Source organism: Kitasatospora sp. NPDC050463 (genome assembly GCF_040655255.1).
Classification (GTDB): Bacteria; Actinomycetota; Actinomycetes; order Streptomycetales; family Streptomycetaceae; genus Kitasatospora.
This window is the reverse complement of sequence record NZ_JBFAJO010000043.1, coordinates 53,013-79,320: the sequence shown is the minus strand read 5'-3', so window position 1 is coordinate 79,320 and position 26,308 is coordinate 53,013. Positions and strand designations below refer to the sequence as shown.

General features: G+C 71.9%; 22 protein-coding genes and 1 pseudogene. 9 read left to right on the top strand and 14 right to left on the bottom strand.

Annotated features, from left to right (window positions below):
* Both AB0J08_RS25635 and AB0J08_RS25630 read left to right on the top strand, forming a co-directional pair.
* Nucleotides 1–82: pseudogene (locus AB0J08_RS25635) on the top strand (transposase); the annotation flags it as partial.
* 129 nt (nucleotides 83–211) lie between these two features.
* Nucleotides 212–766: a hypothetical protein gene (locus AB0J08_RS25630; protein WP_360638748.1), complete on the top strand. Its 555-nt coding sequence runs from the start codon at nucleotides 212–214 to the stop codon at nucleotides 764–766.
* A 291-nt stretch (nucleotides 767–1,057) separates the two neighbouring features.
* Here the strand turns inward: AB0J08_RS25630 and AB0J08_RS25625 are convergent, their stop codons facing one another.
* The 10 genes from AB0J08_RS25625 to AB0J08_RS25580 form a co-directional block, all read right to left on the bottom strand.
* Complete coding sequence (locus AB0J08_RS25625) at nucleotides 1,058–2,590, bottom strand: ISL3 family transposase (protein WP_360638745.1); 1,533 nt, start codon at nucleotides 2,588–2,590, stop codon at nucleotides 1,058–1,060.
* 96 nt (nucleotides 2,591–2,686) lie between these two features.
* A complete protein-coding gene (locus tag AB0J08_RS25620; protein WP_360638742.1) occupies nucleotides 2,687–7,879 on the bottom strand; it encodes an NACHT domain-containing protein in 5,193 nt (1,730 codons plus the stop codon).
* Nucleotides 7,880–8,017: 138 nt separating this feature from the next.
* Nucleotides 8,018–9,148, bottom strand: coding sequence for a hypothetical protein (locus AB0J08_RS25615; RefSeq protein ID WP_360638739.1), 1,131 nt, complete (start codon nucleotides 9,146–9,148; stop codon nucleotides 8,018–8,020).
* A 119-nt stretch (nucleotides 9,149–9,267) separates the two neighbouring features.
* Nucleotides 9,268–9,555, bottom strand: coding sequence for a tyrosine-type recombinase/integrase (locus tag AB0J08_RS25610; protein WP_360638763.1), 288 nt, complete (start codon nucleotides 9,553–9,555; stop codon nucleotides 9,268–9,270).
* A complete protein-coding gene (locus AB0J08_RS25605) occupies nucleotides 9,552–10,517 on the bottom strand; it encodes a tyrosine-type recombinase/integrase (RefSeq protein WP_360638736.1) in 966 nt (321 codons plus the stop codon). Before AB0J08_RS25605 ends, AB0J08_RS25610 begins: the two co-directional genes overlap by 4 nt.
* Nucleotides 10,518–11,195: 678 nt before the next feature.
* A complete protein-coding gene (locus AB0J08_RS25600; RefSeq protein WP_360638733.1) occupies nucleotides 11,196–12,497 on the bottom strand; it encodes an FAD-dependent oxidoreductase in 1,302 nt (433 codons plus the stop codon).
* 184 nt (nucleotides 12,498–12,681) lie between these two features.
* Nucleotides 12,682–13,089, bottom strand: a complete 408-nt coding sequence (locus AB0J08_RS25595; RefSeq protein ID WP_360638760.1) for a nuclear transport factor 2 family protein — start codon at nucleotides 13,087–13,089, stop codon at nucleotides 12,682–12,684.
* A gap of 30 nt (nucleotides 13,090–13,119) precedes the next feature.
* Nucleotides 13,120–13,923: an MBL fold metallo-hydrolase gene (locus tag AB0J08_RS25590; RefSeq protein ID WP_360638730.1), complete on the bottom strand. Its 804-nt coding sequence runs from the start codon at nucleotides 13,921–13,923 to the stop codon at nucleotides 13,120–13,122.
* A 173-nt stretch (nucleotides 13,924–14,096) separates the two neighbouring features.
* Nucleotides 14,097–14,678 carry a hypothetical protein gene (locus AB0J08_RS25585; RefSeq protein ID WP_360638727.1) on the bottom strand — a complete coding sequence of 194 codons (582 nt, stop codon included), beginning with the start codon at nucleotides 14,676–14,678 and terminating at the stop codon, nucleotides 14,097–14,099.
* A 29-nt stretch (nucleotides 14,679–14,707) separates the two neighbouring features.
* A complete protein-coding gene (locus tag AB0J08_RS25580; RefSeq protein ID WP_360638724.1) occupies nucleotides 14,708–16,063 on the bottom strand; it encodes an MFS transporter in 1,356 nt (451 codons plus the stop codon).
* 101 nt (nucleotides 16,064–16,164) lie between these two features.
* On the opposite strand from AB0J08_RS25580, the gene AB0J08_RS25575 reads away from it, so the two are divergent.
* Nucleotides 16,165–17,259 carry a DUF5937 family protein gene (locus AB0J08_RS25575; RefSeq protein WP_360638721.1) on the top strand — a complete coding sequence of 365 codons (1,095 nt, stop codon included), beginning with the start codon at nucleotides 16,165–16,167 and terminating at the stop codon, nucleotides 17,257–17,259.
* Nucleotides 17,260–17,423: 164 nt separating this feature from the next.
* Nucleotides 17,424–18,326, top strand: coding sequence for a PhzF family phenazine biosynthesis isomerase (locus AB0J08_RS25570; RefSeq protein ID WP_360638718.1), 903 nt, complete (start codon nucleotides 17,424–17,426; stop codon nucleotides 18,324–18,326).
* A gap of 74 nt (nucleotides 18,327–18,400) precedes the next feature.
* On the opposite strand, the gene AB0J08_RS25565 is transcribed toward AB0J08_RS25570, so the two are convergent.
* The gene (locus AB0J08_RS25565; RefSeq protein WP_360638715.1) at nucleotides 18,401–18,961 is read right to left on the bottom strand and encodes a DUF4262 domain-containing protein; all 561 of its coding nucleotides are present in this window, start codon (nucleotides 18,959–18,961) and stop codon (nucleotides 18,401–18,403) included.
* A 185-nt stretch (nucleotides 18,962–19,146) separates the two neighbouring features.
* Between AB0J08_RS25565 and AB0J08_RS25560 the strand changes: the two genes are divergently transcribed.
* Nucleotides 19,147–20,502 carry a phosphotransferase gene (locus AB0J08_RS25560; RefSeq protein ID WP_360638711.1) on the top strand — a complete coding sequence of 452 codons (1,356 nt, stop codon included), beginning with the start codon at nucleotides 19,147–19,149 and terminating at the stop codon, nucleotides 20,500–20,502.
* 61 nt (nucleotides 20,503–20,563) lie between these two features.
* On the opposite strand, the gene AB0J08_RS25555 is transcribed toward AB0J08_RS25560, so the two are convergent.
* Both AB0J08_RS25555 and AB0J08_RS25550 read right to left on the bottom strand, forming a co-directional pair.
* Nucleotides 20,564–20,854: a ferredoxin gene (locus tag AB0J08_RS25555; RefSeq protein WP_360638708.1), complete on the bottom strand. Its 291-nt coding sequence runs from the start codon at nucleotides 20,852–20,854 to the stop codon at nucleotides 20,564–20,566.
* On the bottom strand, nucleotides 20,851–22,146 hold the full coding sequence (locus AB0J08_RS25550; RefSeq protein ID WP_360638705.1) for a cytochrome P450: 1,296 nt from the start codon (nucleotides 22,144–22,146) through the stop codon (nucleotides 20,851–20,853). The genes AB0J08_RS25555 and AB0J08_RS25550 overlap by 4 nt, the downstream gene beginning before the upstream one ends.
* Nucleotides 22,147–22,738: 592 nt before the next feature.
* Between AB0J08_RS25550 and AB0J08_RS25545 the strand changes: the two genes are divergently transcribed.
* From AB0J08_RS25545 to AB0J08_RS25530, 4 genes are all read left to right on the top strand, one after another.
* Nucleotides 22,739–23,824: an S-(hydroxymethyl)mycothiol dehydrogenase gene (locus AB0J08_RS25545; RefSeq protein ID WP_360638702.1), complete on the top strand. Its 1,086-nt coding sequence runs from the start codon at nucleotides 22,739–22,741 to the stop codon at nucleotides 23,822–23,824.
* Complete coding sequence (locus tag AB0J08_RS25540; RefSeq protein WP_360638699.1) at nucleotides 23,821–24,453, top strand: MBL fold metallo-hydrolase; 633 nt, start codon at nucleotides 23,821–23,823, stop codon at nucleotides 24,451–24,453. Before AB0J08_RS25545 ends, AB0J08_RS25540 begins: the two co-directional genes overlap by 4 nt.
* Nucleotides 24,454–24,541: 88 nt before the next feature.
* Nucleotides 24,542–24,943 carry a TIGR03618 family F420-dependent PPOX class oxidoreductase gene (locus AB0J08_RS25535; RefSeq protein ID WP_360638696.1) on the top strand — a complete coding sequence of 134 codons (402 nt, stop codon included), beginning with the start codon at nucleotides 24,542–24,544 and terminating at the stop codon, nucleotides 24,941–24,943.
* 118 nt (nucleotides 24,944–25,061) lie between these two features.
* A complete protein-coding gene (locus tag AB0J08_RS25530; protein WP_360638693.1) occupies nucleotides 25,062–25,220 on the top strand; it encodes a hypothetical protein in 159 nt (52 codons plus the stop codon).
* 233 nt (nucleotides 25,221–25,453) lie between these two features.
* On the opposite strand, the gene AB0J08_RS25525 is transcribed toward AB0J08_RS25530, so the two are convergent.
* Entirely contained in the window at nucleotides 25,454–26,305 is an 852-nt protein-coding gene (locus tag AB0J08_RS25525; RefSeq protein ID WP_360638690.1) for a hypothetical protein, read from the bottom strand.
* Between the last annotated feature and the right edge of the window lie 3 nt (nucleotides 26,306–26,308).

Sequence of the window (26,308 nt, the reverse complement as noted above, 5' to 3'; positions counted from 1 at the left end):
CCGCCGCTACATCATCTGGCGGAACAAGCACGCCGCCGACGAACGCCTACGCGCAGTCGTCGCCAGGGCGAACGTTGCTTGATGCGGCACTAGTTCCCCCTCCCCGCGACCGCATGCCTGCTGTTGGCACCGGCGGCCCCTGAGCGGTGCCAACAGCGGTGCTTTTGCCGCCCGCTCGGACCCTCCCGGCTCCTTGAAAGGCAGCCCCACCATGGCGACCGAAACGCTCCTGCGCAGTGCACCCGCCACCACGGTGCACGCCCCCGCCCCGCAGGCCGCCTGCTATCTGCGCTGTTACCCGGCCGATCCCTGGGAGACGAGGAACTTCGCCGACGCGCTGCGCCGCCTCGCACTGGGGCATGGCTTCGTGGAGCCGTGCCTGCTCATCGACTCAGGAGTGCCCTCCAGGTCGGCTGACAAACCCGCCCTGCAGAACCTGATCACGGCCGCGGAACTCGGCATGTTCCAGGTCGTGTTCGTGCCGGGCCAGTGGGTCTTCTCCCTTGACGACGCTCAGGCGGCTGCCATCCGTGACCGCCTGAACGCCGCCGGCTGCCGGGTCGTCGAACTCCCCGCCCGGTCCGGCCGTCGAACAGCAGCCCCATCCGTGTTCGCCGGCGGCCATTCCGGCGATGTCAGGGATCCCACTGGCCGCCGCGCCCTGACCGGCCAGCCCCATCGGGGCCCCCACACGGCCAGCGTGATCGCCGTAGGGGCAACCGCGGGTGGGCGCGGCGGCACGCACGAGGTACCCGCGGCACTCTGAGCGCCCGACCTGAGCCGCGGCACCGCCGACGGGCTTGGGCCGACGACCGCATCCGTCTCGCCCGATCCTTCGCATCGGCGGCGCGGTCCTGGCCGCCTTCGGCATCGGACTCGCCGTCGAGCGCCCCGCCGTCTGAAACCGGCCCCGCAGAAGCCGTCGCAGCCTGCGGGTCGCTGAACCTCCCCACGGGTTTGCCCGCACCCGCGCAGCGGCTGCTGCCGTCCGGCGGGGCGTGTCAGAAAGTTGGCTCATACAAGATTTTCGTAGCCGGTGATCGCTTCGGAGCGTGTGTCAGCTGAGCAGGATGCGCTGACGCAGGAGGCGGTATCCGGCGCGGCCGTAGGTCTGCCTCTTGAGCAGCTTGATCTTGTTGTTGACGCCTTCGGTGCGGCCGTTGTGCCAGGGCAAGGTGAGGGCGTGTTCGACGGCTGTGCGATCGCGTTCGAGCCCGGTGACGTAGGCGTGCAGGAAGGGCAGGTCCGCGGCTCGGACCTGGGTGATCCAGCCGGTCAGCGCGTCGGCGTTGGCCGGTGCCGGGGTGAGCAGGGCGGCGAAGCCGGTCGTCGCGGCGGCCAGGGCCGTCATCTCCGGGCAGGCCCCGGCGAGCTGGTCGCGCAGCACGAGCTGCTCTTCGCGCAGGTGGTCGGGGTCGGTGAGCAGGAGGCGGGCCACTCTGCGCGGGGAGAGGCTGGCGTGGTCGGCCTCGACCCGTCCCTGGTTGATGTAGCGGACCAGGAGGTTCGCACTGCCGCTGTAGCCGAGTTCCTTGATCTCGGCCAGGAGGTGGGTGACGGGGACCGCGGGGTCCTCGGCGCGGCGTCGGCGCAGGTGGTCGCGGTAGGGATCGACCAGGGTGGGCCGGTACAGGGGCGCCGTCACCATGCGTTCCGGCTCGGTGTGGCGGGCGTAGCGTTTGACGGTGTTCAGGGCGAGGCCCAGACGGCGGGCGCATTCCAGCAGGCCGACCCCGGCACCGAGGAGCTGGTGGACCTGCTGCCACCGCTCGCGGGTGGTCGCGGCGCGGGTGCCCTCCCGCAGGGGCGGGCCGGCCTTGGCCCAGCAGGCGCTGTGGGCCCTGATCTCGCTGGTCGCGGCCTCGGCCAGGCCGTGCCACAGGTGCCAGCGGTCGCAGACCTGCGTGATCGCGGGGTTGGCGTCCGTGGTGGCCTGCGCGAAGCCCCCGGCCCCGTCCCGGCAGACAACCGATATACCGGGGTGGTCCTTCAGCCAGGCGGTGACCGTCTCCATCTTCCGGTCCGGCAGCACCTCGATCCGCTCACCTGTCACGGCGTCGATCAGGATCGTGGCATAGCGGTGGCCTCGGCGCAGGGCGAACTCGTCGATCCCCAGTACCCGCGGGACGGCCCTGGCCGGCAGGGCGACGCGCATCAGGCAATTCAGTACGCACGCCCAGGACAGCGCCTGGTGCAGCACACTCAGCAGCCGGGCCCCGGCCGACCCGGCCAGGGCCACGGCGACCGCGTCGATCACCTTCTGCAGGGCTGGCGTGCGGCGCTGGTAACGCTTCGTCAGCCCGTCTACCTGCTCTGCGAAGGTGGCCTTCTCGCAGTCCGGGTTCTCGCAGTACAGACGGCGCACCGATAAGTCGATCACGACCGGGCGGCCGCCGACCGCCTCGTCCGCGACATGCCGCTCATATCGCGAATGCACCCAGTCCGATACCTGCCCGCACGCCGGACACGCCGCTTCGGCGTCATCCCTGGTCCGGGCCGTGATCCTCAGCAGATCCCCGCCAGCCTCCACCCGATCGACCCGCACCGCGGCCAGCTGCGGCAGAAGGTCCCCCACCACGACAACACACACAGCCAGCCTCTCACCGCCAACCAGCCAACACCAGAGGCAAGTTGAAGCGATCACCGGCTACGAAAATCTTGTATGAGCCAGATCGCTTACACGCCCTCAGCGGGCGGTGTCAAGAAGGTCGAGGATGGCGAGGGCGAGCGGGCGTGGCGTCATCAACGGGTTGTCGCCCAGCACGTCGTCGGCGTGAGCAAGCGGAATGAGGGCATCGGCCACTTCTTGGCTGAGCCCTACTGCGGCGGTGAGGATTGCGGCGAGCAGGATCTGTTGCTGGCGAGGGTCGGTGTCGCGGAATTGGTCGGCCGACGCCCACAGCGGCGTTCTCATTTCGATGCTTTCCGGCTCCAGGACTGCAGCAATGGCCGCCGCTTCTGCCTCAGGATCGCGGCGCAGGCGGTGGATGATGGCCTCAACCAGATACTTGGCGGCGTGTTCGTCCCCGTAACGCTGTAGCTGTGCACTGATCCGCAGGACGAGGACAGGAAGGTGGGCAGCGGGAGCGAGACCGAAGACAACGGCACAGATCTGCTCCCAGGTCCAGTGGAGAGCGTCGTCTGTAATCGAGGCTGCGACCAGGCGACGGTAGAGGCTTTGGGCATGGGGGTCGTCGGGCAGGAGCCGCGCCAGGACGGTGATTCGCCAACTGGTGACGTGGAAGTCGATGTTCTTGTCGGTGATCAAGGCAGACGCCTCAGGGTGATCCCTGTGGTCGATCAGGCGATTGAGGAGGCTCTGACGGGCTGCCGGGGTCAAAGGAGAGGACCCTACTAGGTCGAAGACAGGGTCGGGTTCTCCACCGTACTGCGCATCGGCAGCCTGAATAGCGAGATCCATGAGCCGGGGGTCCGAGGAATCGCCCTGGCCGTACCAAGCCAGTACCTGCCTGTCCAGAAGCAGCTCGGGGTGCGCCAAGACAGCATCGTGCAGCGCACGGCTCAGGTCCGCGCTACGGGTGGCTGCTGGAGCGAGAGCCGACCACGTCTGGGCGCGCCGATACTCGCTGTCTCCGAATCCGCGGGAAAGGCGCTCTACAAGTAGCCCTTCGCTTTGTTGCTGGAGGGGTGACCAGTGTGCGGCGATGAGCTCGGCCAGTTGAGCGTTCGGGGCGCCACCCGCATGCGCGAGGTCGACGCTGACAGGTTCGGCGTTGTGGCGCTCCGTAAGGCCGTCCAGCAGCGTGACGTCGCCCAGCAGCAGCATGACGGTCCATGCTGTGCGACGCACGGCGTCCAGGTCGGGTCCATACGCACGCAGATCTGTGCGGCATTCCTGGCGTAGACGCTCCAACGCTTCGCTGCGATGCCTTGGCTGGCCCGCTTCGTCGACTGCCTGGCCAATGGGGGCGAGGGCACGGGCGAGGGTGGAGGCAGCGGCCCGGCGGACGGACTGGGAAGTGTCGGACCTCCAGTCTTCCAAGAGCTCGACGACCACATCGGTCTCGACGCCGTGGCGTGCAAGCTGTTGCGCCGCGACGATGCGCAGTTCGGGTTCCAGCGGAGACAGCAGGGCGACAGCGTCGGAAACGATCTGGTCGGCTGTCGGACCGGACTGGCGGCCGTAGCCGTAGAGAACACCCACGACCTCGGGCTCGGGTCCGGCCAGCGCCTGGCGCGCGTATTCCACGATCTCGGGGATTTCCGGCCACATGCCGATGGTCCAGCCCCGGGCCGTTTCGTAGTTCCTATCAGGAATTGCTTCGAGACACATCAATGCCAGGTCGCGATGGGAATGGTTCTGCAGCACACGGGCGGCTTGGGCAGGGTCGAACCCAGAGTTAATACTGCCATCAACGGACTCCAGGCACCGGCGCCACAATTGTCCGATGGCGGAGATGATATCCGTGACATGTTTGTCGCCGCAGACATACAGCAGTTCGATCAGACGGTCCATGCCGGCCTCGGCGCCCAGTGCATGCCCCGCGACCCGGGCGAAGGCGGCCGCCTCGTCGTCCGGTGCAGTAATCTTTCGGCGAAGGGCGTCGATAGCGGCTGTGTCCTGCGCGAAGCAATCCATCAGCGCCGACGCGGCATTCTGGGACTGCCATTTGTCCTCGCTGAGGCAGAGGGCAATCAGTCGGTCGCGTGTCTGCGGTGTCGGTGATAGACGCGCAAGGTCACGTGTTCCCCACAGACTGCTCTTCTCGCGCTGCAGTCGGCGCGATACTGCGTCACGGATGGCGGGCTCGTCAGACCAGTGAGCAGGTGCGATGGCGAGGTTGTCCAAGGAGTGATCTTCAGAAGCGATCCTGGCGGCCGCCCAGTCGATCACTTCCCGGTCCGTCCCGAAAGCCTTCAGCAGCACCCACCATGCGAGATCGTTGTCTCCCCATACTTGGGAAGGCGATCCGGGCGAACCGCTGAGGATATCGAAACACCTGTCGCGGACTTTGCTGTCACCCGCAGCGGCCTCGCACACCATCTCTACCAGCGCATCGTCCTCCACCCGCTGGGTGGAGAAACGTCTGGCCAGCGCGGACAGGAGCCACCTGCGTTCTCCGTCCTCCCACTCGACAACCGAATCGCCAGCCGCGGCCTGCCGAGCTCGGGCAGCCCGAATCGCAACCGCCCTGATGTCCGTGGCGCGCTGTCTGCGGCCCCAGGCAACCAGTTCTTCGGTTCGGTCGTCCTCGGGCCATCCGTTCACGAGCGCCGCAAGCGCGGCACCCTGTGTCTGTGCATTTCCGGCCCCGACCACCAGCGCGGCCAGGGCATCACGCATACCGGGATCGCCGGCGAAACGTTTGGTGACAGCCAGCACGCTGGCGCGTCTGACGTGCGGGGACGGGTGCCGCAGACCCGCCAGCAGAGCAGGTGCCGCATGCTCTGCAGGAATGGCAGGGCGATACAGCTCGTACCAACCACCAGGCTGCTGGGTACGCGCGATGATTTTCCGAGAGAACCAGGGAAGCAAGCTCCTACGGGCCGTGGCATCAGTGAGGGCACCTACCAGCGAAGACAGCAGACGGGCCCGGTGAGGCATCCACGGATGCTGCTCCACCCGCTCGCAAATCCGAGCGCACATCCGCCCGACATCGCGGGGCGTTAGGCGCACCCCACTACCCAGTGCCTCCGCTACCAACTCGAAACCTCCCAGCAGCGGCATCGAATTTTCCGAACCGGCTGTGATTGCAGTGTCCAGCAGCGCCGCGGCGTCGGTGGGCCGCTGTTGGCCAGCGAGCACCGCAAGGAGCACCTCCCGCCACGAGCGATCGCGCGCCCGGCCGAGCAGCACCTCCTGCTGCTCAGGCAGAGGACGAGTCAGCAGCCATTCAGCCGCCAGTTGCTCGGCGACCGCCCGGTGGGCGAAACCCATCGACCCGGCCCCATGCGAGACCAACACACCGAGGTCCCCTTCGGCGGCCTCTAGAATCTGCGGAGCCAGTCGGCGCGCCTCCCGTAGGTCGCATCCAAACAGATCTTCATCGCAAAGCACTTCCGTCAACGCCGTGCGCCACACCTGTGCATCCGCCGCGAACCCGGCGTCGCGTGAGCGCATCCGGTACGCCACAGCAGCCAGAATCCGCCGCATCTCCTCGGTGCCAATCCCCGGCCCCGGCCGGGGAGAGGCGCGGCGTCTGATCGCGGGATGCCTCTCCACCAGAACATCGACCAGCCGCTCGTATGCCAGGACACGCCGAGCCGGCAAGGGTCCCCCCGACCACATGCCGACCAGCATCAACAAGAACAGCGGAACACGCGCCAGCACCTCCAACTCCGCCACACCAGCGACCTCGTGACAGAACCTGTCCACCGCGCTCGCCAAAGACGCACTGGTGCTGCTCGACAGCGCAGCCTCGGTTGCCGCCGTGTCGCTTGCTGGCGGAGTATGACCGGAAGCGGCAAACGCCATGTCAGCCAGAGCACGTTGCTGGGCTTTCGACAACGGAGCGATGTGTCCGACGCGCCATCCAGCGAGGGTCACAAGTCGACGCAGCGCATACGGGCGGCTGGAAACGATGGCTGCCACCTTCCGACCCCGGACGAATGCCTCCAACAGGTTCAGCGCCGGGTGAGCGCTCTCTTCATCTGTCCACTCATCAAGCCCATCCACCACCAGAAGCAGCCGGTCGTCCTTCAGGGCCTTGTCGACGAGACCATGCAGAGACTGCGCAGAATGCCGACTGAGCCATGCCCGCACCGCCGAACTGACCGAATGTTCGCTGCTCTCGCGTACGTGCTCACACAGGAACGAGAACGGAAGCCAGACCGGAAGCCGATCTCCGAACCGGTCGGCCAGAGCGGTCGAACCCGGCTCGTCCCCCAGCAGATCCGCCACGATGTGTCGCAGCAGACTCGACTTGCCCGCACCAGGGGGGCCCGCGACCACCGACAGCACGCCGTCCGCGAGCCACTCGTCGACCGGGAGTCGAGAGATATCACCCGTTCCGAGGTCCTCCTCCAACCGCCCCCGCTGAAGGAGGTGGTCCAGCACCAGCAACTCCCGGTCCGCGTCCTCAGAGCCCTCGGAGGAGGAGGTCAAAGCCCCGTCTCGCTGACTCTCGGCAGCCCGCGACCCAGGACCATCCGGCCCTGCGGACGTGGATTTGTCCTGAGACTGAACTCCTGCACCGTCCATGCGACCGAAAGCCGCATCGCCGCCGCCCTCGGCGATGTCGAGCATGACAAATCCCACAGGCGCCATGTGCCCGCCGGGCACTGAAGGTACCAACAACGAGGTACCGGTGTCCTGCACCGCGAACGCCGCCCGGTAGAGCACGAGCAGCTCACGCCGCAACACAGCCACATCCTGCCCCTCCAGCCGCCCCTCCAAGGAAGCCGCCGCATGCGGGCCGCAGAACTCCTTCACCCACTCGCGGCCGAAGAAGTCGTCCACAAGCTCCGGAAGATCCCGCATCAGCTCAGAAATACGCTCACGACCCCACCGCTCCAGCCGGATCCCCAGGGCCTCCAACCGGTCTGCCTGGGCGTTCAGTTCATCCGCAAGCTGCGTAGGCCTCAACTCATGAGTGGTGGCGTAGATGAAGACCTCGGAGCGGTCCGCCCATGACCCCTCCAGGAACTTGTCGACCGCAGCCGCGATCTTCGCAGGACCCAGGCTCTTCACCGCCTTCGACTGCAACGTCGTGTAACGACGCGCCGACGACGCGCCAGGACCTCCGCCAGCCCGCCCGGTGTTCCGGACGAACAGATCAATGCCCTCCTGGCTCTGCCCCGCAGTCCCGTACAGCTCAGCGCACTCAGCCCGTCCGTCCCGTTCGGCGAGACGCAGAAACAACCGCTCCACGTCCGCCCAAGCAAGATCCCCCAACGGCAAATAGGCGGCCTTGCTCACTACTGGTAGCGGCACCGACCTACCCACGGGAGGCATCCGCAGCCTCGTGGGCACAGAATCGGCACCAGAACCAGCTGACCCATCAGGTGCTGAGCTGCTTCCAAGCATGGGCATGATTGTTCCACCGTCCCAGTCTCGTCAGCTATTTGCCTGCTGGCGGCTCAGGAGGGTCGTCGTGAGTTCCACGGTGGCGAGGTACCACCAGAAGATCCAGTCGAGGAACGCCGGGTCGTAGTGCTCCTGCTGGGAGGCGTCACGGTGGCGGATCTCGAACTTGTTGGCGATCACGAACAGCGCCCCGTCGTCGGGCTTCCCGAGTTCGCTGCGGATGAGGTCGCGCCGCTCCTCCAGGATGCCGGCGAGCACGATCACCGCGGAGCGCTTCTCCTCGATGGACGCGCCGCGGCCGCGGTGGAGGGCGATGGCGTGCGTGGTGCGCTGCTTGATGTCGGGGTCGGCGACGGCGAGGACGCGGTGGACGAGGTCGGCGCGGGCGTCGTCGGTGACCGCGACGAGCCGGCCCTGGTCCTCGCCCTCGTCGGCGAGACGGTACTGAACGCCAGCACCCGCGAGCAGGCGGTTCACGCGCCATCGGTAGAGGACCCTGGCCGGGCCGACATGGAACTCGCGGTGGTGCCATCCGCATCCGTTCCAGGAGTGGAAGGTGCGATCCCGCGGCCGGGACACAAGATCGTGGAAGACCTCGACGAGGCCGAAGAAGGTGTCCTCGCCCCAGTCCGTCGGCTCAAGAGGCCACAACTGGCCGATCCCCAACCGTTGCTCCAGGACCTCGGCCGGGTCCGGTAGTTGCTCGTCGGCATCGACGCAGGCCTCGCCGAAGTTCTCGGCGAGGTAGCCGGTGCCGTGGAACTCCATGACCAGTCGCGCGAAGCTCAACCGCACAGAAACCGGATCGGACGGCACCGTCGGGGCGACCTGCCCGTTGCGGTGCGGCCAGTAGGGACGGGGCTCCGTGAACTGGCGGATCTCCTGCGTCCGGCCGACCAGTTCACGCAACCACATCTGCTGAGTGAGCACCAGCGCCTGATACCAAGGATCCCCGCCTGCACCCCAAGGGCCGTCGGACTTCGGCGCAGTAGAAGGCAGGCTCTCGAAGTCCGAGCAGGCACTCGATCCCTGGAACGCCTCCGTGAGCAGCCACTCGGCCCGCGACACCCAGTTGCCCCGTCCAGGTCCCATGATGCGGCCGGCCTCGGCAACGAACAGGTCCGCAGGCCAGACCAGTTCGTAACTGCTGAGATCTATCACGAGGACCTCTCCGTACTTGGCACTGCGGGGCGGCGTTCCACGTGCTGACCCGCACCGGGAGGATACCGGCGGCCCCGGACAACACCGCACGGATTTCCCGCACTTCCAGCAGCGCGGGGTCAGGCGGCCAGAGGGGTGACCTGTCCCGTATCGGTCGCGTCTTCGCAGCGTCTGTCCGCTTGGTCGAGTGCGCTGCTAAGTGCGGTGACGGCTTGGTCGGCGGAGTCCTTGAGGAGGTGGCCGTAGAGGTTGATGGTGATGGCGAGGGTGGTGTGTCGGAGGGTCTTGGAGATGACGGCGATGGGGACGTTCTCGGCGATCATGATGCTGGCTGCGGTGTGGCGCAGGTCGTGCAGGCCGATCTTCGGTAGGCCGAGTTCGGCGGTGCGTTTGCGGAGCTGGTTCAGGAGCCATTGCGGGCGCAGGGGCTGGCCGTCGGGCGGGGGAAGACGAGTCCTTCGAGCCGGCCTTGTGGGTGGGCGTTCATCTGCAGGGCGGCTTGGCGGTGGAGGGCTGCCATGGCCCTGGGGGAGAGGCTGATCCAGGCGCGGCTGGCCTCGGTCTTGGGCTCACCGAAGCGGATTTCCGCATTGTTGATGGCGGCGAGGGTCCAGCGGACGTAGAGCTTGCGGTCCATGAGGTGGACGTCGGACCAGTGCAGGGCCAGGATCTCGCCGCGGCGCATGCCGGTGCCGAGCATGACCTCGAACAGGTCGGTGAGCTGGTCCGCGTAATGCTCCTTGTTGTGCCGCAGGAACGCGGCTGCCTCGTCCGGGGTCCAGCAGGTGCGTTCGGCGGCGCGGGGCTTGGGCGGGGCGGCGTACTTGGCGGGGTTGTAGCGCAGCCGCCAGGACCGGACGGCCGCGTTCAGCGCGTTGCGCAGCGTTGCCATCACCCGGTACACGGTCACGCGCCCGCGGCCGGCCTCCTGCTGGGCGCGGATCCACTCCTCGATGTGCTGAGGGCGCAGATCCGGCAGCCGGTGCCGGCCGAACGCCGGGATCAGGTCCCGCTCCACGCAGTCCGCGTACCCGGCGTAGGTGTTCGGCGCCAGCTCGCCCTTCCTCACTGCGAGCCACTCCCGCAGGAAGCTGGCCACCGTGGTGCGCCGGTTCTCGTAGACCCCGCGCAGCTCTCCGTCCAGGACCGCGGCCATCTCCCGTGCCGCTTCGGCACGGGAGGCGAACCCGCCGCGCCGGCGGGTGCGGCGCCGTCCCTCGTCGGGAGCGAGGTCGACGCAATACGTCCACGTCCCGTGCTTCACGTCCGCAGCCAACTGCGGACACCACGACCCCAACTGCTTCCCGCTGCTGCCGTCCTTGCAGCCACACCGCCGGTACACCCTGCCCGGCTGGGGACGCTGTCCCATGAACCCCTCCTCGCACTCGGTGCTCTCTGGCACCAAGGTTCGCCGGTCTATTCGGCGTGTCGGCAGGGCGTACGGGCGGGGCGCGAAGCACGCCGTGGCCGGTCGGCGGCGACACGCGCCAGACGACACACCGAACGGAAGATCATGGCATGTAGTCGATGGGTAGGTGCTCCTGATCCGCGCCGTGGAGGCTGCGCGACAGGTGAACCCGCAGGCCGAGGTCTCGGCCGGCATCTCGGCAGGTAGCGCGTGGCTGGCGGAGGGCTGTTACTCGGCGTGTCCGAGCCCGGCGCCGGGCCTTGGGACCATTTTGGGACCAGCCGCTTTGGCCGCTGGTGGCCGCCAGTGGACGCAGTTGGACATCTCTGGCCATGGTCACAGCTGAGCCTCCGTCAGCCCGTATGAAGTATGCGAGTGGCATTGGTGAGCCAACTCTCTTTCCTGGAAGTCGAGTTGACCGCCTGCTCGGGACTCGTCGAGCAGGCGGTCGATCGGCAGGCTAGCCAACACACTTGACTGGGGGTCAAGTGGTTGGGAGGGTCGCGCGACACGGCTTCTCCCTCCTCGGCGAGGGTTGTACGCCCGCCGGATGGAGCCCTGACCACCGAACCGGTCCCGTTCGTGCGGCCCGCAGCGATGATCGGTTGGCAGCTCGCCGGCCAGGGCTCTTGTCGTGTCTCAGACCTCGCCGAGGGCGACGTTCGGATCCGCCAGGCGGTCGGCGTCCACCACGCGCTTGGAGACGATTAGTTCGCGGATCGGGTCGGTGACGTCCCAGATGTTCATGTTCATACCGGCGAGGACCCGGCCGTCCTTGAGCCAGAACGCGATGAACTCGTTGGCCTTCACATCCCCTCGGAACACAACCCTGTCGTAGCCGTCCGGCTCGACGTAGCCGAGGTATTCCATGCTCAGTTTGTCACGCGACGCCACCGGCTCGTTAGGATGCCTAGGTGTCCACTCGGCATCGGTGAAGAAGTACGGCACCCGGTCGTAGGCCACGTCCTGGCCGAGCATCGCACGGGCGGCGGTCTGCGGCTGGTTGACGGCGTTGGCCCAGTGCTCCACCCGGATGTGGCGGCGGAGCAGGGGGTGGAAGGCGTTGGCGACGTCGCCCGCCGCGTAGATGTCCGGGTCGGAGGTGCGCAGGCGCTCGTCGGTCTTCACCCCGTTGTCGAGCTCCAGTCCGGCGGACTCGGCGAGCGCGGTGTCGGGGGCGATGCCGATGCCGACGATCACGGCGTCCGCCGCCACCGTCGTGCCGTCAGCGAGCCGGACGCCGGTCACCGCGCCGTCCTTGCCGGTCAGTTCCTCCACCTTGACGCCGAACCGCAGGTCCACGCCGTGGTCGCGGTGCAGGTCGGCGAAGACCTGGGCGACCTCGCGGCCGAGCACCCGCAGCAGCGGGAGTTCGACGGCCTCCAGCACGGTGACCTCGGCACCTGCCGTCCGGGCCGCGGCCGCCGTCTCCAGGCCGATCCAGCCGGCCCCGATCACCGCGACCCGGGCGCCGGGCGTCAGCGCGGCCCTGATCCGGTCGCTGTCCTCCACCCGGCGCAGGTAGTGCACGCCGTCCTGGTCCGCGCCGGGTACGGGCAGCCGGCGCGGCACCGAACCGGTGGTGAGCAGCAGCTTCGCGTACTCGATCCGGCCGTCGTCGGCGAGCGTGACGGTGTGCGCGGCCGGGTCGACCGAGGTGACGGCGGTGCCCAGGCGCAGCGTCACGTCGTGGTCGGCGTACCACTGCGGCGGGTGGACGTAGATCTTCTCGCGCGGCGTCTTGTCGAGCAGGTAGCCCTTGGAGAGCGGCGGCCGCTCGTACGGGCGCTCGTGCTCGGCGCCGATCAGAACGATGCCGCCCCGGTAGCCGGCTTCGCGCAGGGCCTCGGCGGCCTTCGCACCACCCAGGGAGGCGCCGACGATGACGTACGGACGCTCGTGCCCGGTGCCGTCGGCGGTCCCTGCCGTGTCCGTGCTCATGCTGAACTCCTCGCTCTCCGGCCGGAATCACGGACAGCCTGCCGCCGGCCGGCGGCCCTGTCGAGGCCACGCCAGGCGCGCCGCGGCAGGCTCCCCCGAACGGGTGAAGCGAGGGAGCCGGGGTTTGCGCTCGCGACCTCCGGGGGCGCACGGGCTGAGGGGCGCAGGGGTCGCGGGCGCGGCGTCAGGCGGTCATGGCCTCGCGGACCAGCGCGGTGTCGACGAACTGCTCGAAACGGACGATCCGTCCGCCGCGCACGGTGAAGTGGTGGGCCACCCGGACGGCGAGCGGCCGGCCGGTGGCCCGGTTGACCGCGGTGTAGCGGGCCAGCACCACCACGTTCTCGCCGGCCACCACGTAGCTGTCGTCGTGCGCCGTCCATTCGTCCCAGTCGGCGGCCAGCCGCTCCATCACGCCGCTGGTGACGCCCTTCGGGGTCCGGTACGTGCCGCCCAGCGGGAAGCCGGCCATCTCCGTCCACTCGACGTCCTCGGCCAGGGTGGCTCGCAGGGCGGCCAGGTCGCCGCGGGCCGAGGCGAGGTACTGGCGGCGGACCACGTCGGCGGGGGCGTCGGACTCGGCGAACGACATCTCGGACCTCGGAATCTCGATCATCGCGGCTCAGCCCCAGACCATCTCGCCCTTGGCGACCTTCGTCCCGAGGTCGACCGCCAGTGTCATGCCGAGTCCCGGATAGCGGCGCTCCAGCGCCTCCTTGGCGGCGGCCGCGTCGACGCCCCGGCCGATCTCGGTCTCGAAGGCCCGCAGGTAGTCGCGGGTGTGCACGATCGCGGTGCGGTCCGTGGGCGCGTCGGCGGTCCGGTGGCCGGCCACCACGAACTCCGGATCCAGCGCCTCCATGCCGTCCAACAGGTCGATCCAGGCGGCCCGCTGCGCCGGGGTCGGGGTGTCGGCGGTCCACACGTGCAGGCCCTCGAAGAGCAGCACCCCGCCGAGAACGGCCCGGTGGTGGTGCTGCCAGAGGTAGTGCCGGTCCGGCAGGTGGAAGTCGGCGCCGCGCAGCTCGAACCGATGGCCCTCGAAGACGATCTCGTCGCCGTGCAGCACCTCCGGCCGCACCAGGCGGGTCGGCAGTTCCGGGCCGAGGCGCGCCCAGGCCCTGAGCTTGCCCTCGTACGACTCCTGGATGTGCTCGACGGTGGACGCCGTGGCCAGGAACCGCGCCTGCGGGAAGGCGTCCTGCACCTCCTGCGCGCCGAAGTAGAAGTCCGGGTCGCCGTGGCTGACGAACACCGTGGTCAGCCGCTTGCCGGCGGCCCGGATCCGCTCCACCAGCCGGCGCCCGTCGGAGCGGGTGAACCCGGCGTCCACCAGCAGGGCGTCGTTGGGTCCGGTCACCAGCACGGAGGTCTTGTTGAGCGAGCTGTCGGGGCTGTCGACGACCTCGAAGTCGAGTGAACTCATGCGGGGTGTCCTTCCTCGGGCCGGCCCGGCCGCCGTACACCGGGCACGCGTCCCCGCCCAGCATCGGCGACGGGAGGGCGGCCCGCACCTCGGACGGTGCCGTCGGCGACGGAGCGGCGGCGCCGGGCCGGGCCGGTCACCGGACCGCCCCGTCCCGAGCCGGTCCGGTCCGGTCACCGGCTCCGCGGGCCGGGGCGAGTCCAGAGGGTGAGGTCGCTGCTGGTGGCCACGGCCAGGGTCCGCCCCGACGGGGAGAACCCGGCGGCACGGAACGTCGACCAGGAGGAGTGGTACACGTGCCACCAGGTCTCGCCGTGCTCGCCGTCGAACGGTCCGCCGCCGGTGCACAGCAGGACCCGTTCGTTCGGCCATTCCGGGACCACGACCTCGACGTGCCAGCCGTCGTCGGTTCCGGTGTGCAGCCCGCCGCCGTGGAGGCCGGCCACCGGGACGCGGACGTCCGCGACCGGGCCGATGCCGGGACAGGCGAGGTCCGGCCCGTCCGGCTCCTCGTCCGGTGCGTACTCGCGGGCGAGCTTCTCGCCGGTCGTCGCGTCGAAGAGGCCGTGCCCGCTGCCGGAGACCACCAGGACGAGGTCGCCCCCGGTGGCCGGGTCGGTGGCGAAGCCGATGCCGAGCAGGCCGCCGACCGGGATCAGGCCGGGTCCGACCGGCTGCCAGGGCGCGGGCGGCGCCGTGACCCCCGCGTCGAGGAAGCGGTCGCGTAGCTGCTGCTGGAAGACGGTGACGGCCATGGGACGGATCATCCCACCGCCCCGGTCGGTCACCCCTGCGGGGCCAGCTTGGTCACCACCGCCGCCGCGAGCAGGGTGGCGGCCGCCAGCACGGGCCAGAGCACGCCCGGCCCGACGGCCAGCAGCGTGGTCAGCACCGCCGGGGCGAGTGCGCGGCCGACGCCCATCGACAGCTCCCAACGGGCGAGCGCCCGCCCGAGCAGCCGGGGTGGCGCGGTGGCGGCGACCAGGGCCGTTCCCGAACCGCTGTAGAGGATCTCGCCGAGCGTGAAGAGCACCGAGACGGCCGCCACGGCGGCCGCCCCCGAGGTGCCGCCGATCGCGCCCGCCGCCCAGAAGCCCAGGTAGGAGAGGGCGAGGACGGCTCCGGCGACGGCGAGCACGGCCCGCCGGGAGCGGTCGGCGAGCCGGAGCACGATCGCGAGCTGGAGCGTGATCACCAGCACGGTGTTGCCCACGAACACCCCTGCGGACCAGGCGGGGGAGGCGTGCAGGTGGAGGACCAGCAGCGCGGGCAGGGCGACCTCCAGGACGTCGAAGCAGAACGCGTAGGGGAGGTTGGCGGCGCTGAGCAGGCCGATCCGGCGCAGCGCCGGGCCGGTCGCCTGGTCGGGGCTCGGTGCGGGTGCTGGGGCCGGTGCGGGGGCCGGGGCTTGCGCGGGGGCGGTGACCCGGAGGGAGTGCACCAGCCCCGCCGCGACCAGGCACGCCGCACCCGTCACCCCGGCCAGCAGCCGGATCGCGCCCGACCCGCCGGCCACCGCGAGGGTGGCGACCAGCGCGCCCGTGCCCAGGCCCGCGTTGCGCAGCGTCCGGCCGGCGGCCAGGGCGGCGTCCCTGGTCCGCCCCTCGGTCAGCGTGCTGACCACGGCGGCGTGCGTGGTCGGCCAGGACTGGTTGCCGACGCCGAGCAGGACGGCCGAGGCCGTGAACCCGCCGAGGCCGTCCGCCCACAGCAGTGCCACCGCGCCGGCCGCCCGGACCAGCAGGGTCACCGCCGCCGGGAGGCTGCGCGCGCCGCGGTCGATCCAGCGGCCGGTCAGCGGGAGTACCAGCAGGCCCACCACCATGCCGGCGGACATCGCCAGCCCGACCGTGCCCGGGTCGAGCCGCAGCACCCCGATCCCGTAGAGGAGCAGGAACGGGCGGAGCAGACCGGCGCCGAGCGCGTCCACCAGCAGCGCGGCCGCGTAGCGGCGGCCACCGGCGGCGGTGAGCAGGGCGAGCAGGGCGGCGGGGTCGGCGAGCAGCGCGGCGGGCCTCGCCCTCGACGGGCCGGCCGGCTCCGGGACCGGCGCTTCGGCGGGCACGGCGGGCGGGTTCGACGGGCGGCCCTCGTGGGCGGCGGCGTCCTCGGGAAGGGACTTCTGCTGGAGCGGGCTCATGGCCGGTACCGTCCGCCCGCGCAGGGCCGTCGAGCACGCCGATTGACGACTCCCGTCAATCGGCGGCGGCGCCCCCGCGGCGGGCTGGCAGGATCACCCGGGTGAGCCTCAGCATCGACATCACCGCCCTGCCCGACGACCGCCTGCTCTTCACCCCCTCGCCGCTGGCCGAGCTGAGCGCGATGCTGCACGTCCTCGCCGAGCCCGCGCACCACCTCGGGCTGCACGGCTGGGCCGCGAGCACGGCCGCCTCGATCGCCCCCGAACTGTCCGAGCGACTGTCGGAGGCCGACTTCCTGTGGCGTTCCTCGCGGGCCGACTTCCTCGTCCCCGGTCTGCCGGGCGCCACCCTGACCGAGGAGCTGGACGCCGTCGACCGGCTCGACGACGAGCTGTACGTCCGGGCCGCCGTCATCACGACCTGCGGGTCGTCCCGGCTCACCGACCGGCTCGCCTCGCCGCTCACCGACCCGGCGGCGCAGGAGCGGGCCCGGGAGCTCGCGCTGGCCCGCGGCCCCCGGCAGGCCGCCTTCGCCGACCGCCTGTTCGCCGACCCGCCGGCCGTCCGGACGATGGTCCGGCGGATGCTGGAGGAGTGCCGGGAGGCGTTCTTCGCGGACTCCTGGCGGCGCGTACTGCCGGACCTCGCGGCCGATGCCCGGCACAAGACCGACGTGCTGGCCCGGCACGGCCTCGGCGAGGCGCTCGCGGCGGTGTCCCCCTCGGTCACGCTGGCGACCGGGTCGGACGGGCGGCGGCGGATCGTCGTCGACAAGCTCCAGGACAACGCCACCGGGGCCGGCACCGGGGGAGTGACGTTCGTCCCGACCGCCTTCGGGCACCCGCACCTGCTGGTGGTGCACGCGCCCGGATGGCGGCCGGTGGTGCAGTACCCGATCGCCGAGGGCGGGCTGCCCGAGCCGGTCTCGCTCGCCGTGGTGCAGCAGCGGCTGGAGGCGCTGGCCCACCCGGTCCGGCTCCGCCTCGCCCGCACGATGGCGCGCGGTCCGCACACCACGGGCGAGTTGGCGTCGGCCTGGCAGCTCAGCGCACCGGAGGTGTCGCGGCATCTGGCGGTGCTGCGCCGGGCCGGGCTGCTCACCACCCGGCGGCGCGGCCGGTACATGCTGTACCAGCTCGACCTGGCGGGCAGCGCCCGGCTGGGCTCGGACCTGCTGGAGGCGGTGCTGCGGTGACGGCGGCACTGCGGCGGTGACGGTGCTGCGGTGCGGCGCCGCTGCGGCGACGGCGCCGCGTTGCAGGGCGTGTGTGCGGACGGCGGGGCGTGCGGCGCGTGGCGCACCACCGTACGGGGCCGGCGGGCGGGAACAGGGTGCCGAGGGGCGGCGTTCGAGCGATCATGACCAGTGACGATGCGCCCGTGACCGCTGCCGAGACCGACATCCTGCGCTACGCCGCCTTCGCCACCGACCCGGGCGGGGGGAACCCGGCCGGTGTGGTGCTCGACGCCTCCGGCCTCTCCGCCGAGCGGATGCTCGCCATCGCCGCCGAGGTCGGTTACTCCGAGACGGCGTTCCTGATACCGGACGCCGCGGCCACCGCCGTCGCGGAGGGCCGGGCCGAAGCCCGATACACCGTGCGGTACTTCAGCCCGCTGCTGGAGGTGCCGTTCTGCGGTCACGCCACCGTCGCCTCCGCCGTCGCGATCGCCGACCGGTCGGGCCCCGGCCGCTACGTCTTCGCCACCCCGGCCGGCGAGGTGCCGATCGAGGTGGACAAGGGCGCGGACGGCGCGCTGCGCGCCACTCTGACCAGTGTCGAGCCGCAGGTCGAGGAGGTGAGCGAGGCGGACGTCGCCGAGGCGCTCGCCCTGCTCGGCTGGTCGGCCGACGAACTGGACGCGGCGCTGCCGCCCCGGCTCGCCTACGCCGGTGCCCGCCACCTGGTGCTGGCCGCCGCCACCCGCGACCGGCTGGCCCGGCTGGACTACGACTTCGACGGCCTCACCGCCTATATGACGGCCCGCGGGCTCACCACCCTCCAGCTGGTCTGGCGCGAGAGCGAGCACGTCTTCCACGCCCGCGACCCGTTCCCGGTCGGTGGCGTGGTGGAGGACCCGGCGACGGGCGCGGCAGCCGCGGCCTTCGGCGCCTACCTGCGCGAGCGCGGCGCGGTGACGCCACCGGCCACCCTGACGCTCCACCAGGGCGAGGACCTCGGCCGCCCGGGCGTGCTCGGCGTCGAACTCCGCGAGGGCGACCCCCGCGTCCGGGTGTCGGGTACGGCGGTGGCGATCCCGTAGCGGCTCCGGGGCGGGTGCCGGGGGCAGCGGCCCCGGCCCGGGCTCCGGTGTCGGGTTCGGTCCCGGCGTCGGGCTCAGGGGGTCTGCTCGGCCTCGTCCGTCCAGACTCCCCGGGGATGTTCGGCGACCGGGAGCCAGAGGCGCGGCTGGGCCCGGCAGCCGGTGGAGGCGGCCGCGTCCCAGGGCCATCGGCCACCCGCGTCCGGCCACACCAGCTGGACGACGGGCATCGGCACCCGCCGGTAGAAGCCGACCGCGCTGCCGAGCAGCGGGCGGTGCCAGCCGGGGTCGACCGGCCTGACCATCAGCGGATGGCTGCCGAGGACGCCGGTCAGCAGGCTGCCCTGCTCGGCCGGACCGGTTTCGCACAGCCGCGCCGCGGCCTCGTCGACCCAGCTCATCAGGTCGTGCACGCGCAGCCCGAACATGGCCACCTCCGGCAGCCGGTGGGAGTGCCAGAGGCCCACCGTGAACGCCCAGTCCGGCACGGAGCCACCGGCCACTCCGACGATGTGCCGGCCCCGCGCCCGGACGTCCGCCGCCTCCCGCGCCCAGTGCCGGGCGCGGTGGTGCTCCGGCACCTCGGCCGCGCACAGCACGCAGAAACAGTCGGGCAGGTCAGGCCGGTCGGTCATGGGTCCATTCCACCAGCCGTACCGGCCGCACGATCGGTCGGGGCCGGTCAGGGTCCTGTCGGGGTCCGGTCGCGCGCCGGTCGCGGGCCGGGCGGGGCCGGTCGAGCCGGGTGCTCCGGTCCGGCCGGCGCGGGTGTGCGGAAAACCGATTGTGTCGGCGGAGGGGGATGGGCGAACCTGCCCGGATGGGACAAGAACACGGTCGGACCGTCAGCATCCACGTCACCCATGGCGACGAGTACCTCGGTCCGGTGGGCCCGTTCGAGGTCGACGGAGCCTGGTGGTCGTCCGCCGCACCGGTGGTCGAGCGGGTGTCGGAGGAGCTGGGGGTGCCCGTGCTGGTGCTCCGGCTCGTCGAGGTGGCGGACGGCGACGGCGGCAGCGGTGGGCACGTGGTCTACCACGTCGAAGCGCTGGAGCGCCCCGCCGCCCTGGTGCCGCACCAGGCGGGTGCCCGCACCGCCGCCCTGCTCGGGCCGGCCGAGCGGCGGGCCGGCTGGGCCACCCCGTCCGGGTTGCGGGCCGCGCTCGACTGGGCGGAGCGGACGCTGCACCGGGCGGGTCGTCCGGTCGCCGGTCCGGTCGAGCAGGTCCGGACGTGGAACCTGTCCGGTCTCTTCCGCTACCGGGCGGCAACCGGCGTCGATGCCTGGCTGAAGGTGATCAACCCGGCGTTCAACGCCGGTGAGGGCGAGGTGATCGCGCTGCTCGGCAGCGTCGATCCCTCGCTGGTGCCGCCGATGCTCGGCGCCGACCCCGTCCACGGGCGGCTGCTGCTCGACCACGTCCCCGGAGAGGACTGCTGGGGCCCGTCCGCGGAGCAGGTCGCCGACGTGGTGCCGAGGCTGGTCGCCGCGCAGGCGGCGCTCGCCGCCGACGGCCGGGCGGCAGCCGCCGGCCTGCGGGACCGCACCCCGCGCACGCTGGTCGCGCAGGTGACCGAGCTGCTCGACCGTCTGGAGGCGGCGGCGGAGAAGGGCCCGGAGGGCTCGGCCGGAGCCGCCCCGAGGGCGGCCGGTGCGCCGCTGACGGCCGGTGAACTCGCCGCCGCCCGGGCGCTCGCGGCTCGGCTGCCCGCGCTGGTCGCGGACCTGGCCGCCTGCGGGCTGCCCGAGACGCTGGTGCACGGGGACTTCCACCCCGGCAACTGGCGGTCCGACGGCACCCGGGCGGTGGTCGTCGACTACGCCGACTCCTTTCTCGGACACCCGGCGCTGGACGGACTGCGCCCCCGGCAGTACGTGTCCGACGAGCGCTGGACGCAGGTCGCCGAGGTGTGGGCGCGCGCCTGGCGGGAGCACGTCCCCGGCTCGGACCCGGAGCGCGCGCTGAGGCTGGTCGAGCCGCTCTACCACCTGACCTACGCGGTGCGGTACCAGGAGTTCCTGGACCACGTCGAGATCAGTGAGCGTCCGTACCACGAGGAGGATCCGCTGAACGAGATCCGCGCCGCGCTGGCCTGTGCGGGCGCAGTTGCGGGTACGGGTGCGGACCTGGGCGCGATCACCGGCCGCGACACGGAGGGCACGGCGCAGGTCTGAGCGGCGCCCGGTGGGCCGCCGGCGCCGCCGCTCCGCGGGGTGGAGGGCGGCGCCGGCGGTCTCACACGGAGGGGGCGATCAGGCGGCCGTCGCGGGCCGAGTACAGGGCGAGCGCCTCGACCGGGCAGAAGTCGACCGCGTCGACGAGTGCCACCGTCAGCCGCTCGTCGGCCGGGCCGCCGTGGGGTGCGGCCTCCCGCACCGGGTGGGCCAGCCCGTCGGCGCCGAGCGCCAGCGAGCCGGGGGCGGCGAGGGCGCACATGCCCGAGCCGATGCAGCGGTCCCGGTCGACCCGGACCACGACCGGGTCGCCGGCAGCGTCCGGCGCGGGCCGGTCGGCGTCCGGTGTCACCAGGCGACCTGGAGCGTGTTGGGACTGCGCGTCAGCAGGCCGCGGCGCCAGTCGATGGACTCCGCCGGCCCGGTGAGCCGGAGCGAGGGCAGTCGGCGGGCCAGCCGGTGCAGGGCCAGCTCCAGCTCCATCCGGGCCAACCAGGCGCCCAGGCAGTGGTGCGGCCCGGCGCCGAAGGTGTACATCGGCGCGGTCGGCGGCGAGAACAGCTCGGTCAGCAGATCGCCGGTGAAGACCTCGGGGTCGTGGTTGGCGGCGCGCGTGTCGGCGGCGACCACGCTGCCGGCCGGGATGACCACGCCACCGATCTCCACGTCCTCGACGGCTCGCCGGAACAGGCCGGGGAGCACATCGCCGTCCCCGAGGGGAACGGCACGCAGCAGCTGCTCCGTGGCGGCGGCCGCGCTCTGCTCGTCGGAGGCGAGCCGCTGCCAGGCCTCGCGACCGTCACTCAGCAGATAGACCAGGGCGTTGCCGAGCATGGTCATGGTCGTCTCGTGCCCCGCCACCACCAGACCGATCACCAGCGACACCAGCTGCGGCTCGGTGATGGCGTCACTGTCCCGGGCCGCTTCGAGCAGGCTGCTGACCAGGTCGTCGCCGGGAGCGGCCCGGCGTTCGGCGATCAGCTCGGCACCGAAGCCGGCGAACTCGTCCATCGCCCCCCGGACCGCCGGGGCGGAGTGCGCGGTGGTGGAGAGTGCGTGGTCGCTCCAGTGGGCGAGGCGCTTGCCGTCCAGACCGTCGAGGCCCATCAGCCGGCTGATGACGGCGACCGGCAGCGGGCGGGTGTAGGCGGAGATGATGTCCGCGGGGGAGCCTTGGTCGATCAACTCGTCCAGCAGGGCCTCGACCACCGAGGCCACCCAGGGCCGCCAGCGGGCGATCGCGCGCGGCGTGAACGCCCGCTGCACCGTGCGGCGCAGGCGCTGGTGGTCGGCGCCGTCGAGGTTCAGGATGCCCTGCGGGTCGTCCAGGAGGTTCGGGGCGAGCGAGAGCGGGGGTGCGTCGGGTGCGTAGAGCGGGGCGCGGCGCAGGCGCGGATCGGCGAGCACCTGCCGCACGTCGGGGTGGCGGCTGACCAGCCAGACCGGGGTGCCGGTCGGGAGCGAGCCGAGGCGCGGCGGGCCCGGTTCGAGCCGGCGCAGGCAGTGCAGCGGCGGCAGCGGGGGCAGCGCGGTCGGGCCGGACGGCGAGGAGGGGCTGGACGGCGTGGCCGGGCGGGGCGGGCCGGGCGCGTGGGTCTCGACGGGGCTGGTCGTGACACGGGTGGCACTGTTCTCGGCGGACATCCGTACTCCAGACTCCAGGGCGGTGGGCCGCAGGGGGCGGCCCGACGGGGGGTGGATCCGGGGAGGTGCGCGGGGACGGGGCGGCGAGCGGTCGGTCCGGGGCTTTAGCGGTCACGCAGGCGGGCGGGCAGGCGGATCGGGCGGTGGCGGGCGATGCCGGGTCACCGCGAGCGGCACGGGACCGGGCGACGCCGCGCCGAGTCGAGCCGAGCCGGTCCGGGCCGATCGGGGCCGAGCCGGTCGGGGTCGGTCGGGGTCGGTCGGGTCCGGGCCGGGCAGCGGCGTGGGCGGACGGGACGGATGAGTCGGACGGGTCGTTACGACCGTACGTGGGCGCCGAGCCACAGTCAGCAACGATTCCAGCCAACGCGGGGTGGTTGGGAGGCCGATGACGGGCGCTCGGCCCTGCCCGCGCGCCCCTGCCGTCCGGCGGCGGTGAGCGGGATCACCGGGACGGTTCGCCGGGCGGGCCCAACTTCCCCCCGGAGACGAGCGGGCGACGGCTCAGCCCGGACGATACGCTTCGTGGGCAAGTCGTTTGACGCAGGTCACGCCGGTGCAGAGCCGCACCGGCCGACGGAGGTGGAATCGGATGGCCCAGCAGGTGAAGGCAGTCATCGCGCGTGCCAAGGGCGCGCCCGTGGAGGTGACGACGATCGTCGTACCCGACCCCGGGCCGGGCGAGGCGGTGGTGCGGATCCAGGCCTGCGGCGTGTGCCACACGGACCTCCACTACCGGGAGGGCGGTATCAACGACGACTTCCCGTTCCTGCTGGGCCACGAGGCCGCGGGCATCGTGGAGTCGGTGGGCGAGGGCGTGACCGAGGTCGCCCCCGGTGACTTCGTCGTCCTCAACTGGCGTGCGGTCTGCGGCCAGTGTCGCGCCTGCAAGCGCGGGCGCCCGCAGTACTGCTTCGACACGCACAACGCCAAGCAGAAGATGACGCTGCTGGACGGCACCGAGCTGTCGCCGGCCCTGGGCATCGGCGCGTTCGCGGAGAAGACCCTGGTCGCGGCCGGCCAGTGCACCAAGGTCGACCCGGCGGCCGAGCCGGCCGTCGCCGGCCTGCTGGGCTGCGGTGTGATGGCGGGCATCGGTGCCGCGATCAACACCGGCAACGTCGGCCGGGGCGACTCCGTCGCGGTGATCGGCTGTGGCGGCGTCGGCGGCGCGGCCGTGCTCGGCTCGCGGCTGGCCGGTGCGGCGAAGATCATCGCGGTGGACATCGACGACCGCAAGCTCGCCACCGCGCGGAAGCTCGGCGCCACCCACACCGTCAACTCCCGCACCACCGACCCGGTCGAGGCGATCCGTGAGCTGACCGGCGGCAACGGCGCGGACGTCGTGGTCGAGGCGGTCGGCCGCCCGGAGACGTACAAGCAGGCGTTCTACGCACGTGACCTGGCCGGCACGGTCGTGCTGGTCGGTGTCCCGACGCCGGAGATGACGCTGGAGCTGCCGCTGCTGGACGTGTTCGGCCGCGGTGGCGCGCTGAAGTCGTCCTGGTACGGCGACTGCCTGCCCTCGCGGGACTTCCCGATGCTGATCGACCTCTACCTCCAGGGCCGCCTGGACCTCGGCGCTTTCGTCACCGAGACCATCGAACTCGACCACGTGGAGCAGGCGTTCGCGCGGATGCACGAGGGCGACGTGCTCCGTTCGGTGGTGATCCTGTGAGCGGCGCCCGGATCGACCGGCTGGTCACCGCCGGCACCTTCGACCTCGACGGCGGCAGCTGGGAGGTGGAGAACAACGTGTGGATCGTCGGTGACGACGACGAGGCCGTGGTGATCGACGCGGCCCATGACGCCGAGGCGATCGAGGCGGCCCTCGGCGGGCGCCGCCTGCTGGCGATCGTCTCCACCCATGCGCACAACGACCACATCGACGCGGCCCCGGCCCTGGCGGACCGCACCGGCGCACCGATCCTGCTGCACCCGGACGACCTGCCGCTCTGGAAGCTCACCCACCCCGACCGCCTGCCGGACGGCGAACTCGCCGACGGCCTGCGGATCGAGGTGGCGGGCACCACGCTGACGGTGCTGCACACTCCCGGCCACGCGCCCGGCGCGGTCTGCCTCCACGCGCCCGGGCTCGGTACGGTCTTCACCGGTGACACGCTCTTCCAGGGTGGCCCCGGTGCCACCGGCCGGTCGTTCTCGCACTTCCCGACCATCATCGACTCGATCCGTGACCGCCTCCTCTCCCTCCCCCCGGAGACGGTGGTCCGCACCGGCCACGGCGACCCGACCACGATCGGCGCCGAGGCCCCCGCGCTCTCCGACTGGATCGCCCGGGGGCACTGATCCCCGGCGGTCCCGGCTCCTGCCGGCGACCGGTACGACGCCCGGCCCGGTGCCCACGCACCGGGCCGGGCGTCGTACGATCGCGGGCATGGCCCATGATCCGCGCGAGCTCGACGAAGCCTTCCTCACCTTCTGGCGGGAGCGGCACATCTCCACGCTGACCACGCGGCGGCCGGACGGCTCGCCGCACGTGGTGCCGGTGGGTGTGACGTACCAGCCGGAGACGGGGACGGCGCGGGTGATCAGCAGCCGGACCAGCCGCAAGGTGCGCAACGTGCTGGCGGCCGGGGCCGAGGGGATGCGGGTGGCGGTCTGCCAGGTGGACGGCGCGCGCTGGTCGACGCTGGAGGGCTTGGCCGTGGTGCGGGACGAGCCGGACGCGGTGGCCGACGCCGTCCGGCGCTACACCGAGCGGTATCGCGAGCCCCGGGTGAACCCGGACCGCGTGGTCGTCGAGATCGCCGTGGACCGGGTGCTCGGCCGGGCGTAGTCGCCGCCATCGTGCCGGCGGGGCGGTTGCCGGGGGGACGGCTCGTCCTGGTGCTCGTGGGGCCGCCGTGGTGCGGGTGTTTATCGGTCGTTGATCGCCGGCGCCTAGCGTCGGGGGCATGAACGAGGGAACGGTCGAGGAGCAGAGCGGGCGGGCTCAGCCCGAGGGGCGGATGACGGAGCAGGACGCGGAGCGGTTCCGGCTGCTGCTGGCCCGCCTGGGGGACTCGCTGACGGCGGACCGCCGGGCGGCCGCCGAGGCGGGGTCCGATGTATGAGGCCGAGTCGGTGGCGGTCGGTGCCGCCGGCTGCGGGACGGTCGCCGTGCTGCCGCTCTGGCAGCGCGGGCCGGTGACGGGCTCGGTCCCAGGGCCGAAATCCGGGACGGTACCCGGCCCGGTGTCGGTGTCGGTGCCGGACCAGGCAGGACCGGTCCAGGCGGGGGAGCGGGCCTGAGAGAGGGTCTCGGCGCGGCCGCCGGCTCGGATGCGGGCTACTTCACGAAGCGCACCTACGGGTGGTTCGCCGAGGGGCGGTTCAGTTCCGGGCTCGGGCGGCCGAGCAGGTGCCGGTCGAAGAAGGCGCCCAGATACGTCCGGGAGGCGGCGAGCGCGTGCTCGCCGCTGAGGCTGCCGTACTGCTCGTGGGCGGTCTCCGGTGGGACCTGGTCGCGCACCCCGAAGGCGTCCAGCAGCCAGGGCATGTCACAGAAGGACAGGTGACCGCCCTCGGGCAGGTCCAGCCAGCGCTTCCAGCCCGTCAGATGCTTCCAGCCCTCCTCCCAGTTGGCCGCCGGCCCGTGGGCGTCGCTGCTGCGCCGGGTGCTGAGCAGGAGCACCGGGCCGGTGAGGCCGTCGGCGGGCAGGGGGGCGAAGAAGTCGCCGTCCAGGTTGGCGGCGGCGCGAACGCGGCCGTCCTCCCGCATCGCCTCGACCGCGCTCGCCCCGCCGAGTGAGTGGCCGGCCGCGCCGATCCGGGACGGGTCGATCCGGAGGCCGTGCACCGGCCCGGTGCCGGGGGCGGTCAGCCGGTCGAGCAGGGTACGGATGTCCTTCGCCCGGCTGAGGGTCACCTCGGTGCCCAACCGCTCGTCCACCCGGTCGCAGATCAGGCACGCCTCCACCCGGCCGTCGGGGAACTGCACGGCCGTCTCGTAGGTGTGGTCGAGGGCCGCCACTGCGTAGCCGCGAGCCGCGAGGTCCTCGGCCAGGGCGGTGAGCGAGGTGCGGCTGTAGCCGAAGCCGGGGGAGAGCACGATCAGCGGGTGCCGCCCGGGGGCGGGCGTCGCACCGGCCGCCGCCCCGGTGCGCACGGCGGCGAGGTCCGGACCGCCGAACAGCGCGGTGGACAGCTCCGCGGACATGTA

Coding starts and splice junctions, on each gene's coding strand:
- AB0J08_RS25550 (WP_360638705.1), bottom strand. CDS start 22,146: ATGTCCGCCGAGAACAGTGCCACCCGTGTCACGACCAGCCCCGTCGAG.
- AB0J08_RS25560 (WP_360638711.1), top strand. CDS start 19,147: ATGGGACAAGAACACGGTCGGACCGTCAGCATCCACGTCACCCATGGC.
- AB0J08_RS25525 (WP_360638690.1), bottom strand. CDS start 26,305: ATGTCCGCGGAGCTGTCCACCGCGCTGTTCGGCGGTCCGGACCTCGCC.
- AB0J08_RS25595 (WP_360638760.1), bottom strand. CDS start 13,089: ATGTCGTTCGCCGAGTCCGACGCCCCCGCCGACGTGGTCCGCCGCCAG.
- AB0J08_RS25545 (WP_360638702.1), top strand. CDS start 22,739: ATGGCCCAGCAGGTGAAGGCAGTCATCGCGCGTGCCAAGGGCGCGCCC.
- AB0J08_RS25535 (WP_360638696.1), top strand. CDS start 24,542: ATGGCCCATGATCCGCGCGAGCTCGACGAAGCCTTCCTCACCTTCTGG.
- AB0J08_RS25630 (WP_360638748.1), top strand. CDS start 212: ATGGCGACCGAAACGCTCCTGCGCAGTGCACCCGCCACCACGGTGCAC.
- AB0J08_RS25565 (WP_360638715.1), bottom strand. CDS start 18,961: ATGACCGACCGGCCTGACCTGCCCGACTGTTTCTGCGTGCTGTGCGCG.
- AB0J08_RS25570 (WP_360638718.1), top strand. CDS start 17,424: ATGACCAGTGACGATGCGCCCGTGACCGCTGCCGAGACCGACATCCTG.
- AB0J08_RS25580 (WP_360638724.1), bottom strand. CDS start 16,063: ATGAGCCCGCTCCAGCAGAAGTCCCTTCCCGAGGACGCCGCCGCCCAC.
- AB0J08_RS25585 (WP_360638727.1), bottom strand. CDS start 14,678: ATGGCCGTCACCGTCTTCCAGCAGCAGCTACGCGACCGCTTCCTCGAC.
- AB0J08_RS25605 (WP_360638736.1), bottom strand. CDS start 10,517: ATGGGACAGCGTCCCCAGCCGGGCAGGGTGTACCGGCGGTGTGGCTGC.
- AB0J08_RS25590 (WP_360638730.1), bottom strand. CDS start 13,923: ATGAGTTCACTCGACTTCGAGGTCGTCGACAGCCCCGACAGCTCGCTC.
- AB0J08_RS25530 (WP_360638693.1), top strand. CDS start 25,062: ATGAACGAGGGAACGGTCGAGGAGCAGAGCGGGCGGGCTCAGCCCGAG.
- AB0J08_RS25600 (WP_360638733.1), bottom strand. CDS start 12,497: ATGAGCACGGACACGGCAGGGACCGCCGACGGCACCGGGCACGAGCGT.